Below are 11,587 nucleotides of genomic sequence, written 5' to 3' on the forward strand. Positions count from 1 at the left end.
ACGAAACCCCATAGCCCAGAGTAGCTGGTCTTCTGACAGGATTGCCGGTCAATCAACCACCAGCAATAACGTCGCACACGAACTAAACCATTGAAGTGACGGCAGAACAACCGATCTGCGACAGCCGGTCACACGTGAATCTTTGCAAATTCCAACATTCGATAACGCGCCTGCGAAAACGCGTGAAGTTACCCTCGTCCCTCAAGTCATTCGAGATGATAGGCCCAGGAGGGACGCACTATGGATACAGGCACGCGTAACGTACGCGCTTCGATTGGCGTTGAAGCAGACCTGGGTGCGCAGAGCCGCGAGCGCGGCGATATCGGTGCCGTTCAACAGCAGAAGTGGCAAGACCCGGCGCGGCTCGTCCGCCGGACGAATGAACACATTTCGATCTCGCGCCGGTTGGATCTGCGAAGCACGGCTCGCTCCGAGGAATCGGTGACCCCTCCCGATCAATACTTCATAGGCGTAGCGCTAAGGCCGATACGCCTCAAGCTGACAAGAGAGCGCCAGTCCGTCTTCGACGGAACCATGCGGGCGGGAGCGGCCTATGTGCAGGCGCCCTCGTCTCACCTCAGCGCGCAGCTCCACGCGCCGTGCGATTTCCTGCACCTTCGCGTTTGCTCGGTTGAATTTCGAGCCTGGCGATCTCTGGCACGCCCTTCGTCGGCGAGCGAAGATGAGGTCGTCCTGCTGTATGATCCGTTTGCCGCGCAACTCGCTCGGATCCTGATCGGGCGAGGCGACGCGGCCGAGGAAGGGTTCGTCCGTTGCGTTGGGCAAGCCCTGGCCATGCACCTCGCTCGCGTCGAGGTTCCGCGCAGCAGAGTCGGTGCCTTGCCGAGGTGGCGCCTTCGACGGGTAGAAGATTATGTGAAGGCGCACTTCGAGCGTCACATCAATCTGATCGATCTCGCCTCGGCCGCCGGGCTGTCACGCATGCATTTTGCGGCCCAGTTTCGCGTCGCCACCGGGTACCGGCCGTGCGAATATGTGCTCCATCACCGCATTGAACGCGCCAAATCATTGCTATCGGGCAGCGAGATGCCGCTGGTCGAAGTCGCGCTCGCTGCCGGCTTTTGCACGCAGGCGCATTTCTCGACGGTCTTCAAGCGAATGGTGGGCGAGACTCCTGCCCGTTGGCGCAGCGAAATGAAGCAGTCCCCGCAACGGATGGAGCTTTAAATCTTGCCGGGATTGAACGCCGGTAGCCGCCCCGCTCCAACAGGTCGCTATTCAGGTTCGATGCCGAGTCCCTGGATGATCTTGCCGGAAGAAGCGAGCTGGTCTTCGAGGAAGCGCTTTGCGCCTGCCGTCGTCACGGCATCGCCAACACGGACATCGAAGCCGAGGGTGGGCGCGCGCTCGCGCACCTCTGACGATTCCAGGGCGCGTGCAATCTCGGCGCTCAGCTTTTCGACGATGTCGGCGGGCGTGCCGACCGGCGCCATGAACATGAACCAGCCCTGGAGATCGACGCTTTGCAGCGTCTCCGCGATCGCAGGAACGTCCGGCAGGGAGTCGATCCGCTTGGCTCCGGCAACGGCAACGGGTCGAAGCGCAGCTGCCTTAATGAAGGCCTCGGCGATGGATGCCGCCTGGATCGTCACCTGGACGCGCCCCGAAATGGCGTCCTGCACCGCATTCGTGGTCGTGTTGTAGGGGATGAGGACAAAGCTGGTTCCCGCGTTCTTGTTGATCGCTTGAGCGATCAGGCCCGAGAGGTTGCGCGCCCCGTCGACGGCGAGGCTGAGCGAACCCGGCGCCGACTTTTCCAGCTTGATCAACTCCGGCAGCGTCTTGGCCTTCACCTCGGGATTGACGAGAAGGACGTGGTTGCTTTTGGCCACCACCGCGACCGGCACGAAGTCCTTCACGGGATCATAGGCGAGCTTCTTGAATGTGTAGGGGTTGGTGACGAGCGCGGCCGATGTGGCGAACAGGAACGTGTAGCCGTCCGGTGCCGCGCGGGCGACCGCCTGCGTGCCGACGAGGTTTGCGGCCCCCGGACGATTCTCGACGACGAACTGCTGCCCGAAGGTCCGCGAAAGTTTTTCGGTGATGAGGCGGCACATCACGTCGGGGCTGTTGCCCGCCGGCTGCGGCACGACGACGGTTACGGGCCTCTGCGGCCACGACTGCGCGGAGGCCGGAAAGGAGAGGCAGAGCGCGGCGCCGGCAAGCAGCAGACGACGGGATAGTCCGGACATGGTGTTCCTCCCTGAAAGATGCCGCTTTGCGGGCTTTTATTGGTCGTTCGCGGGCCGCCGGCCGTCGCCGGCGGCAGTCGTTCGATCAGGTTTCGTCTGCGACGACATTCCTGAGCACGCCGAGGCGTTCGACCTCGATCTCGACGACGTCGCCGGGCTTCATCCAGAGTGGCGGCTCGCGCCGCGCACCGACGCCCCCCGGCGTTCCGCTGACGATGACGTCGCCGGGCTCGAGCCGCGTGAAGGTCGAGCAATATTCGATCTGGCGCGGGATATCGAAGATCATCTGCTTGATCAGCGCTTCCTGCATGATCTGTCCATTGAGACGGGTCTGCAGCTTGAGCTCGCCGAGCGGACCGAGCTCGTCCGGCGTCATCATCCAGGGCCCGAATGCGCCGGTGTCCGGAAAATTCTTGCCCGGCGTGAATTGATGCGTGTGACGCTGGAAGTCGCGGATGCTGCCGTCATTGTAGCAGGAATAGCCCACGACATGGTTCATGGCATCCGCGCGGGAGATGTAGCGGCCGGCCTTGCCGATGATGACCGCGAGCTCGCCTTCGAAATCGAGATGGGTCGAGACGCGCGGCCGCACGATCGGCTGCAAATGTCCGGTCTGGCTGTTGGCATAGCGCGAGAAGATGGTGGGGTGATCGACCTCGGCGCGGCCGGTCTCCTTGCGGTGGGTCTCGTAGTTCAGGCCCACGCACAGGATCTTGTCCGGGTTCGGAATGACCGGCAGCCAGGTGACTTTTGAGATCGGAACGGCAGCGGCGGCGCTCTTTGCATCCGCAACGCCGGCGAAGGCGGCGCCGATGGCGGCCTTGAGATCGGCATAGCGCGCTTTGAGCGCAGCGCCGACATCATAAAAGGTCTCGCCTTCGACAATGCCCCAGGTGGTGCGGCCGTCGATCGCTACGGTAGCCAGTTTCACGGTGTTCTCTCCATTTTCAGATCGGGAATCTTGTCTTGCCCGGCCGGGACGTCACGAAGGCGCAGGTCGATCTCGGCTAAGAGATCGCCGAGTTCGGTGGCATTGCGCGCGGTGCCGAAGACATAATGGTCGGGCCGCACGATCGCGGCGACGACAGCGTGGCGGTCGAACCAATTCGCGAGCACGCCCTCGGCCTCTTCCAGCGCATTCGGCAGACCTGCACCGACAGGCGCGACTGCCGCTGCCGATACGTCCGGGCGCGCGGCACAGAGCGCGAGCATCGAAGCGGCATCATCGCTGCGGCCATCGATGAACAGCCGCCAGCCGGCCCCGGTCACTTCGTCCAGCAAGCGAGCCGCAACGCCGCTCGCGATGCGCGGCTGCGGAAACAGAGTGCCCCGCGCCGGCGTTTCGTGATGTGACAGGCATCCCGCGCGGAGCGACGGAATGATTTCCTGCCGCGTCAGGAGCAGCGGCTTGCCGCCACCTTCGGCCAGGATCTGCGCATCGCGCTGGCGGGCGGCCGCCGGATCGCGCTCGCAGATCGACTGGCCGATCGCCTTGATCTTGCCGGTCAGCTCGATGACGTGCTGCTTGCGTTCAACCGTGTAGCTGTCGAGCAGACTGTCGGAGGAGACGCCCTTGAGCACATGATCCAGCTTCCAGACGAGGTTGGTGGCGTCACGCAGGCCCTGGCACATGCCCTGGCCGATGAAGGGAGGCTGCTGATGCGCGGCATCGCCGGCGATCAGGATCCTGCCGTTGCGCCACTCGTCCGCAACGAGGGCGTGGAAGCGATAGGAGGCGGCCCGCCACAATTCCCCGCCCTGCGGCGTGAGCCAGGGCGCGAGCAGCTTCCAGACATTGTCGGGCCGCTCCATCTGCCGCGCGTCTTCGCCCGGCAGCAGCATGATCTCCCAGCGGCGGTGGTTCTTCGGGCCGATCAGAAAGCTCACGGGGCGCGCCGGGTTGCAGAACTGCGCGGAACATTGCGGCAGGCGGGCGAGCGCAGTCTCGTTCACGCACACGTCGACCACCAGCCAGGGTTCATCGAAGATGAGATCCTCGAGGCCAAGGCCCGCGATCTGACGCACGGTGCTCGAGGCGCCATCGCAGCCGAGCACATAGCGCGCTGTCACGGAACGGTGCCGTCCATCGCTGTCCTTCAGACGCGCCTCGACGCGATCGGGCGTTTGCACGAGATCGAGCAGCTCGACGCCGAGCTCGGCCCGAACATTGGGAAAACTGGTCGCGTGGCGGCGCAGCTCGGCCTCGACCGCGGGCTGGCTGAACACCATGCTCGGCGTGTAGCCGAGCGGATAGGGCCTTGCGACCATGTCGATGCGGCGGATCAACTGGCCGTCGACGCCAAAATGCTCCGATGCCGTGAATGGCTCGATATAGGGCGAGATTGCATCTGCAAGGCCCATATTGTCGAAGTGACGGAAAATCTCGTGATCGAGCGCGATCGCACGCGGCTTGTCATACACATCGGTCAACCGGTCGATGACCAGGGTGCGATGACCGAGGCGGCCGAGCAGGCCTGCGGCAACGGCGCCGGTCGGCCCGAAGCCGACGACGAGCACGTCATAGTCGATGGCACCAGCCGTATCCGTCATGCGCGCGCCGTCGCGAAAGGAATGGCGAGCTGCGCCGTTTTGCAGGCCTCCGACTTCGGCGGGGCGATGCCCCACTGATCGGTTCGTCCCGGAGGCCAGACCCAATGGCTCGGACCTTTCGCGACATAGCCGTCGTCGATCTGCAAGACTTCGGCCGTGTATTCGATCACGCTACCGGCCGGATCGACGAAATAGGCGAACACGTTATCGCCCGGGCCGTGACGGCCGACGCCCCAGCCGATCGGATAGCCATGATCGATCATGCGACCGGAGCCGCGCATGACGGACTCGAGATCAGGCATGAGGAAGGCCACGTGATTGAGGCCGTTGCGAGGAGCCTCCGCCAGCACGATCGCGTGGTGATCGCTGTTGCAGCACAGGAAGGCCATCAGCTTGGACCGATCCGACAGCCGGAATCCCAGGGTCTCCTGATAGAAGGCCGAGAGCTTTTCGATGTCGGCGCTGTTGATGTTGACATGCGCCAGCCGCTCGGGGCGATCCGCGATCAAGCGCGCCGGCTTGGTGCGATCACCATGAACGAACTCGATGACGCATCCCTGCGCTTCGCAAACCGTAAAACTCATCCCGCCCGACGGCGCAGGCGATTGCGCGGGTGAGCTGATCACCTCACAGCCGGCTTGCTGCGCACGCGCGAACAGACGGTGCAGGTCATCGTGCGAGCGGAGGCGGAAGCTGATCTTGCGGAGCGATGTCGCCTCGCCCGGCGTGAGCTCGAGGACGTGGAAGTCGCTGCCCGTCGCGGCAAGGTACACCGTGCCGTCCGCTTCCGCCGCGACGTCGAGGCCCCAGACCTTGCCGTAGAACTCGACCGAGCCGGCAAGGTGCGGCGTCGTGATCTCGACGCTGCGCAGGGCCATCACCGGAAAGTCGGACATTGGGCTTCCTTGTCAGGGATGCGAACGCCACCTCATTAATATGTACAAAATTGCACGTAAAGCAGAAATTTATAAATAATTGGCCCAAGCTCTGCTAATGTACATAAGTGCTGGAGATTCTGACGAATGCCCATGAGCACAGACATGAGCACTGACCTGCCAAGCCAGAGGGTCGACCAACCGGCAACGCTGGCGACCACGATCTACGCGCGCCTCAAGGCCGACATCCTGACAACGCGGCTCGAGCCCGGTCGCAAGCTGCAGTCGCGCTTCCTGATGGAGCAGTACAATGTCGGACAGACCCCGCTGCGCGAGGCCCTCAACCGCCTGACCACCGAAGAGTTCGTCGTCGGCATGGAGCAGCGCGGCTTCTATGTGAAAGAGGTCAGCAAGGAGGAGCTGCAGGAGCTGACCAAGACGAGGCGCTGGGTCGAGGGTCTGGCGCTTCGCGAGTCCATGCAGAATGCGACGCAGAGCTGGGAAGAGGCGCTGCTGGTTGCGCATCACCGGCTCGATCGTACGCCGCGCTCGCTTCAGCCCGACACATTCGAGGACAACCCGGATTGGGAGAAGGTGCACCGCGCCTTCCACGCGACGCTGATCGGACTTTGCGGCTCACGGCCGCTGCTCGGCTTCTGCGAGCAACTCGCCGACCGGCTGTATCGGTATCGCATGATGTCGATTGCGAAGGCCTATCCGGCGCGCAAGGTCGGTGCCGAGCACAGCGATATCCTTCAGGCGGTTCTCGCCCGGGACAGCGAGCAGGCCGTGCGCCTGCTTCAGCAGCACTATCAGCGCACGGCCGACGTCATCTATTCCGATCTCGACGGATTGCTGGCGTAGCTTCGTCTCGGAGACGTGGAGCGCTGCGCTCAGCGCGAGCGCTTCGGCAGCTTTGGAAGCTTGCCGGGATTGAACGCGGGTAGTCCGGTTTGTTCAGGTGCCGGCGCTGGCTGTTCCGTCAAGATGAGCGTGCCCTGGAGGACGACGCCCGGCGCCTGTCCCGCTGTCGCCGTGTAAGTCGCGATCTTGCCGGGGCACGTCCCCTCGATCTCCAGCGTGAGCTCATCCTCCACGCCGAACACCGTCGCGCGTCCATCGGTATGACGCTTCGTCAACACGGTTGCAGTGAAGCGATCTCCGTCCACCTTGCAGGAGCCGTGATAGGTCATCAGGCTGTCGCGGCCCCAGATCTGGCCGTCCGCAACATGGACGATTCCGGTGCCCTGATCGATCGGCGTCTTGTACCACGCCGCATAGGTGCCGTCCTTCAGCATGGGAGCAGTCTCCCCTGGTAGTCCCCCACGAACAATCCGCATGAACAGCGCTAAGGAAGCGTTAATCACGCGGCCCGTGACAATCCGGAACGTCCCTGCGCAGCTCCTCTTCAAGCTCCTCGATGATGCTGTGAAGCAGACCCGCCGCAAGTGGATCAGTGACTTCCCGCTCCAGGCGCCGGTAACGCGCGATCTGGAATTGCCGCTCTTTCAGCTGGTGCTCAGTCATCGGACGACCCCTCCGCCGAACTGACGCGGAGACAGCCGAACAGTTTCGTTAAAGTTTTCGGATCATTTGACATGGTTTCCGATCGGTAAAGGGTATTGGGGCGCCAGCCTGTTTCTGCGAACTCGGAACCGGCGACAGAATCCCGATCATGCTCGCTTGTCCTCACCTGTCCGGCCTGCCAACGCGCGGCTGACCAGTTTGTCGGAAGCCTGCATGAGCGCGGCCGCGTAGGACGGCTCGCTGGACGACGGGCTCGGCAGGATGGCGTGGGCCTTGTTGTCGAACATTGCGCCGCTGCGGCCGTTGAGATCCTGCGACACCAGGAGCGGGACCAGCCGCTCGGCGTATGTATCCGGCTCGATCATCATCGCGCCGATCAGCCACTCCACGATCGCAAGAAGCGTGCGCGAGCCGAGCAGATTGGCGCGGATGTTGGTCTTGACGAAGCCCGGGTTGAGACCGAACACGTCGAGACCGGGGAAACGCCTGGCTGCATCGAGGACAAGCACCTCGTTTCCGGCCACGGTGTTCGAGTGCGCCGCGAAGCGTTTATAGCTTCGCTCCGAGTTCAGGTCGTCGACATTCGCTTTCTGCTCCGTGCCCGGGAATCCCATGACGAAGATCCGGGGCCTCATGCTGGTGGCGGCGCGATCCTTGCCGAGACGCGGAGCGATCTCGTTGAGGATGACGAGGCGGCTCAGATAGCTGACGGCAAGATCGCGTTCGATGCTTTCCGAAGTCACCTCGCGTCTGGGGCCGGCCATGATGCCGGTCGTGAAGACAACGATGTCGATGTTTCCGGCGGGCAGCGCGGCGCCGATCCGCTTCGCCTCGCGCATCGAGCCGAGGTCGGCCTTCATGAACGTGATGCGCGGCACCTCCTGATCGTGGAAGGTCTGACCGACGACCAGGACATTCGCGCCCCTGGCCGCGAGCTGCTGGCTGAGCGCCCGGCCGATCCCGCCGGTGCCGCCGATGACCGCGACATTCAGTCCGGTGAGCCGGAGGCTTTCGAGCGCCGGCAAGGTCACGTTCAGGCTCTTGTCCAATTCCACGCGTTTCACGTCAGGTGCCTTCCCCAAGCATTGATGAAAATGAGCGCTCTGCACCGCAGCAGCAGTGCAGAGCCGATGAATGTGGTGACCGCCGGACTCTCATTCGGCGGCAGCCGCGTCCCATGCGGGATAGTCGGTGTACCCGCGGGCATCGCCGCCGAAGAACGTCCGCCGATCGGCTTCGTTCAGCGGCGCACCGGATTGCAGGCGCGCGAGAAAATCGGGATTCGCCAGGATCATCTGGCCGTACGCTTCCAGATCGGCCAGTCCCTCGGCGACGTCGGAACCGATGCGATCGCGCGGACGGCCCGGCCTGTTCACGATCAGCTTGCCGCGCCACAGTCTGCGAATATCGGCCAGAAGATGGTCGTCGCCCTGATGCATGACATGAAGATAGGCGAGCGACAGCTTGTCGAGCTCGGCGACCAGATGGCGATAGAGGTCCGGTCCCTCGGTACCTTCGTCGATGCCCCACATCGTGATGCCCGGCGACAGGCGGATCGCCGTCTTGTCGGCGCCGATCTCCGCGGCGATGGCGGCCGCAACCTCGACGGCGAAACGCGCGCGGTTTTCGATCGAGCCGCCATACGCATCGGTCCGGGTGTTCGCGCTCGGCGCAATGAACTGCTGGACCAGATACCCGTTCGCGCCGTGGATCTCGACGCCGTCTGCGCCCGCCGCGATGGCGTGACGCGCGGCATCGCGGAAGTCGGCGACGGTCTGGCGCACTTCGTCGATCGCAAGGGACCGTGGCTGCGGGATATCCTGCATGCCCTTCGGCGTGAACATCGGCGTACCCGGCGCGATCGCGGACGGGGCCACACCCTGCCGGTGATGCGGCGTGTTGTCGGGATGCGACATGCGTCCGGCATGCATGAGCTGGATGAAGATGTGACCGCCCCTGGCGTGCACGGCGTCGGTCACCTTGCGCCAGCCGGCGACATGCGCGGGCGTGTAGATGCCCGGCGTCGTCATGTAGCCCTGCCCGTCATCGGACGGCTGGGTGCCCTCGGTGACGATCAAGCCGACTCCGGCGCGCTGCGCGTAATATTCGGCGGCGAGGCTGCCGGGAACGCCATCGGCGTCGGCGCGAGAGCGCGTCATGGGCGCCATGACCAGGCGGTTGGGAAGGTCTAGTCCGCCGACGCGGACGGGAGCGAAGAGCGAATTCACGGCGAGTTCCTTCTCGATGGATACCGAGAAGGGAGATGGACTTTCCATCCCATGGTATAAATACCATCTAATGGAATAGATTGATCCGTGTATTGGATAATTCGATGGAACTGTTGAACGACATGGCGCTTTTCGTCGAGGTCGCGAAGGCCAGAAGTTTCCGGGGCGCCGCCGCGACCCTCGCCATGCCCAACTCGACCCTTTCGCGACGGATCAGCCTGCTGGAGAAGGAAATCGGGCTTCGCCTGCTGAACCGGACGACGCGCCGGATCGAATTGACCGAAGCGGGCCAGCTCTATTTCGAGCGCTGCAAGCGCATCGTCGACGAGGCGCGCCTGGCGCACGAGCAACTCGGCGAGATGCTGGCGCAGCCGAGCGGGCTGCTGCGCGTCTCACTGCCGGTGGACTTCGCGAACACCTATCTCGCGCCTCTGATCACCGAATTTGCGCAGCAATATCCCGGCATCGATTTCGAATTCGACCTGACGCCGCGACGTGTCGACCTCGTCTCCGAGCCGTACGATCTGGCGATCCGCGTCGGAGAATCCGAGGCCTCCCACATGATCGCGCGGCCGCTCGCACGCCTGCACGGCTATCTCTACGCCTCGCCGCGCTATCTCGAACTCAACGGCGAGCCGCGCGAACCGGCCGACCTCGCACGCCATCAATGCCTTTGTCAGACGAGGGTGAGCACCTGGACGCTGCGCAACGGAACGCAAACGGCCGAGGCCGCTGTGAGCGGTCGTTTCCGCCTCAACAGCATCGGCATGCTTCGCCGCCTCGCCACGCTCGACATGGGCATCACGTTCATGCCGCAGGAAATCGTGGCCGACGAAGTCGCAGCCGGCCGGCTACGCCGCATCATGCCGCAATGGCAGGGCCAGCCCATGACCATCTACGCCGTCACCGAGACCAGACTGCTCCCAGCCAAGACGCAACGCTTCATCGAATTCTTGAGAGAACGGCTGAGCCGGGGGTAGATCCGCTACCCTCTCCCGGCTTGTCAATTGCGCGGCAAATTCAGCTTCAAGAAAACGAAAATCCAACCGAATCCGCGATCTCACGGCACCTCGCCGCTTCTGCGACTCCCGCCGATGCTGTGCGGCTTGTTGAGGAAGAACTCCCGATTGCCGAGAGCTGCTTCCGCGTACTGATCGATCGCGACCTGGATCGCCTCGATATGCATGCGGCACCAGCCTTCGAGGCAGGACAGGCGCCGCGCGTGCTCGAGAGCCTTCAAGAATTCCGAAGGCTCCCGCATGTCGGAGAAGTAGGTCGGCCGCTCGCCCTTCATGCCCGCGCGACCTCTCTTGGCGGTACAAGGCTTGGCGGAACAAGGCGGCGCTTCTCGACACCGATGCGCGGTGGCGCCGGCCGCCGGCGGGGAACGAAGAGGCTGGCGACGACGATCGGATCGGTGTCCCCGAGAGCAGCCCGCTCCTGGACGAGCCCGCTCATCACGGTGCGCATCTTCATGACTTCCTCGGCCACGAAGGTGCAGTCTTCGTCCCTGTTGATTTGCTCATGCATGATGGCCTCAGCCTCACGCATGCTCACACGTAACGCCCTGATGATCTTGCGGATTTCATTGATGCGGTTGTCCATGGCTCGCTCCTTGGCTGGACGTGCAGCATAAGAACAAATCATGAACATTAAGTCAATCGGCCTGAAGTAGAACTTGGCCGGCCCCATCCCTCACCGACGGGAGAGGCGGCAGCGAAACGACCTGCCGCCTCTCTAGGACGACAGGCGAAGCCAGACGTCCTTGCTCACCAGCGTACCGCTCGGCGTGGCGATCTCCATGTCCACGACATGCAGAGAGCCGGGCTCGTCGGCATAGATGTACCTGAGGTGCCACATGCGGCCGAGGTCCGGTGAAATGACGAAGTCGTCCAGTCCGTCGGTGATGGCCCTGATCGCTTCGCGGTGCGTCATGGGTGCGGAAAACATCGCATCGATCAGGTTGGCGAGGCTCATGCCCTCGACGAGCATGAGGCGCGCAACCTCGTCACCGTAAACGTGTCGGAGCGCCGCAACGATCGCGGCGACGGCGTCCGGATTCTTCAATGACACGACACAGCAAGCCTCCGGGCCCATGATGCCGGAGGCGGGATATTTTACGCAAGCTGTCTGCGAGGCCGTGCGGAGCCCTGAGCCCCCTCGCTCTCCGCCCGTGACGCAGACGGCCGGACCT

General features: G+C 63.6%; 14 protein-coding genes. 3 read left to right on the forward strand and 11 right to left on the reverse strand.

Features of this window, described 5'->3' with window-relative positions; genetic code table 11:
- Nucleotides 1–240: 240 nt before the first annotated feature.
- Nucleotides 241–1,188: a helix-turn-helix domain-containing protein gene (locus JQ635_RS11275; RefSeq protein WP_211409937.1), complete on the forward strand. Its 948-nt coding sequence runs from the start codon at nucleotides 241–243 to the stop codon at nucleotides 1,186–1,188.
- Nucleotides 1,189–1,235: 47 nt separating this feature from the next.
- Here JQ635_RS11275 and JQ635_RS11280 read toward each other — a convergent pair whose 3' ends face one another.
- From JQ635_RS11280 to JQ635_RS11295, 4 genes are all read right to left on the reverse strand, one after another.
- Complete coding sequence (locus tag JQ635_RS11280) at nucleotides 1,236–2,213, reverse strand: Bug family tripartite tricarboxylate transporter substrate binding protein (RefSeq protein WP_211409938.1); 978 nt, start codon at nucleotides 2,211–2,213, stop codon at nucleotides 1,236–1,238.
- An 85-nt stretch (nucleotides 2,214–2,298) separates the two neighbouring features.
- Nucleotides 2,299–3,144, reverse strand: a complete 846-nt coding sequence (locus JQ635_RS11285) for a fumarylacetoacetate hydrolase family protein (RefSeq protein ID WP_211409939.1) — start codon at nucleotides 3,142–3,144, stop codon at nucleotides 2,299–2,301.
- Complete coding sequence (locus JQ635_RS11290; protein WP_211409940.1) at nucleotides 3,141–4,763, reverse strand: bifunctional 3-(3-hydroxy-phenyl)propionate/3-hydroxycinnamic acid hydroxylase; 1,623 nt, start codon at nucleotides 4,761–4,763, stop codon at nucleotides 3,141–3,143. Before JQ635_RS11290 ends, JQ635_RS11285 begins: the two co-directional genes overlap by 4 nt.
- Nucleotides 4,760–5,659, reverse strand: coding sequence for a VOC family protein (locus JQ635_RS11295; RefSeq protein WP_211409941.1), 900 nt, complete (start codon nucleotides 5,657–5,659; stop codon nucleotides 4,760–4,762). The genes JQ635_RS11290 and JQ635_RS11295 overlap by 4 nt, the downstream gene beginning before the upstream one ends.
- 144 nt (nucleotides 5,660–5,803) lie before the next feature.
- Here JQ635_RS11295 and JQ635_RS11300 point away from each other — a divergent pair, with 144 nt between their 5' ends.
- Complete coding sequence (locus JQ635_RS11300) at nucleotides 5,804–6,502, forward strand: GntR family transcriptional regulator (RefSeq protein ID WP_211409942.1); 699 nt, start codon at nucleotides 5,804–5,806, stop codon at nucleotides 6,500–6,502.
- A gap of 29 nt (nucleotides 6,503–6,531) precedes the next feature.
- Here the strand turns inward: JQ635_RS11300 and JQ635_RS11305 are convergent, their stop codons facing one another.
- From JQ635_RS11305 to JQ635_RS11320, 4 genes are all read right to left on the reverse strand, one after another.
- Nucleotides 6,532–6,936 carry a hypothetical protein gene (locus JQ635_RS11305; protein ID WP_211409943.1) on the reverse strand — a complete coding sequence of 135 codons (405 nt, stop codon included), beginning with the start codon at nucleotides 6,934–6,936 and terminating at the stop codon, nucleotides 6,532–6,534.
- 61 nt (nucleotides 6,937–6,997) lie between these two features.
- Nucleotides 6,998–7,165 (reverse strand): hypothetical protein, encoded by a 168-nt coding sequence (locus JQ635_RS11310; protein ID WP_211401711.1) that lies wholly within the window; start codon nucleotides 7,163–7,165, stop codon nucleotides 6,998–7,000.
- A gap of 146 nt (nucleotides 7,166–7,311) precedes the next feature.
- On the reverse strand, nucleotides 7,312–8,229 hold the full coding sequence (locus JQ635_RS11315; protein ID WP_349631856.1) for an SDR family NAD(P)-dependent oxidoreductase: 918 nt from the start codon (nucleotides 8,227–8,229) through the stop codon (nucleotides 7,312–7,314).
- A 90-nt stretch (nucleotides 8,230–8,319) separates the two neighbouring features.
- Nucleotides 8,320–9,441 carry an alkene reductase gene (locus tag JQ635_RS11320; protein ID WP_211409945.1) on the reverse strand — a complete coding sequence of 374 codons (1,122 nt, stop codon included), beginning with the start codon at nucleotides 9,439–9,441 and terminating at the stop codon, nucleotides 8,320–8,322.
- Between the two features lie 56 nt (nucleotides 9,442–9,497).
- On the opposite strand from JQ635_RS11320, the gene JQ635_RS11325 reads away from it, so the two are divergent.
- Nucleotides 9,498–10,373 carry a LysR family transcriptional regulator gene (locus JQ635_RS11325; protein WP_211409946.1) on the forward strand — a complete coding sequence of 292 codons (876 nt, stop codon included), beginning with the start codon at nucleotides 9,498–9,500 and terminating at the stop codon, nucleotides 10,371–10,373.
- An 80-nt stretch (nucleotides 10,374–10,453) separates the two neighbouring features.
- On the opposite strand, the gene JQ635_RS11330 is transcribed toward JQ635_RS11325, so the two are convergent.
- The 3 genes from JQ635_RS11330 to JQ635_RS11340 form a co-directional block, all read right to left on the reverse strand.
- The gene (locus JQ635_RS11330; protein ID WP_211409947.1) at nucleotides 10,454–10,687 is read right to left on the reverse strand and encodes a hypothetical protein; all 234 of its coding nucleotides are present in this window, start codon (nucleotides 10,685–10,687) and stop codon (nucleotides 10,454–10,456) included.
- The gene (locus JQ635_RS11335; RefSeq protein WP_211409948.1) at nucleotides 10,684–10,998 is read right to left on the reverse strand and encodes a hypothetical protein; all 315 of its coding nucleotides are present in this window, start codon (nucleotides 10,996–10,998) and stop codon (nucleotides 10,684–10,686) included. Before JQ635_RS11335 ends, JQ635_RS11330 begins: the two co-directional genes overlap by 4 nt.
- 132 nt (nucleotides 10,999–11,130) lie before the next feature.
- Nucleotides 11,131–11,490, reverse strand: a complete 360-nt coding sequence (locus JQ635_RS11340) for a hypothetical protein (protein ID WP_211409949.1) — start codon at nucleotides 11,488–11,490, stop codon at nucleotides 11,131–11,133.
- Nucleotides 11,491–11,587 lie beyond the last annotated feature (97 nt).

Source organism: Bradyrhizobium iriomotense, from assembly GCF_018130765.1.
Classification (GTDB): Bacteria; Pseudomonadota; Alphaproteobacteria; order Rhizobiales; family Xanthobacteraceae; genus Bradyrhizobium; species Bradyrhizobium iriomotense_A.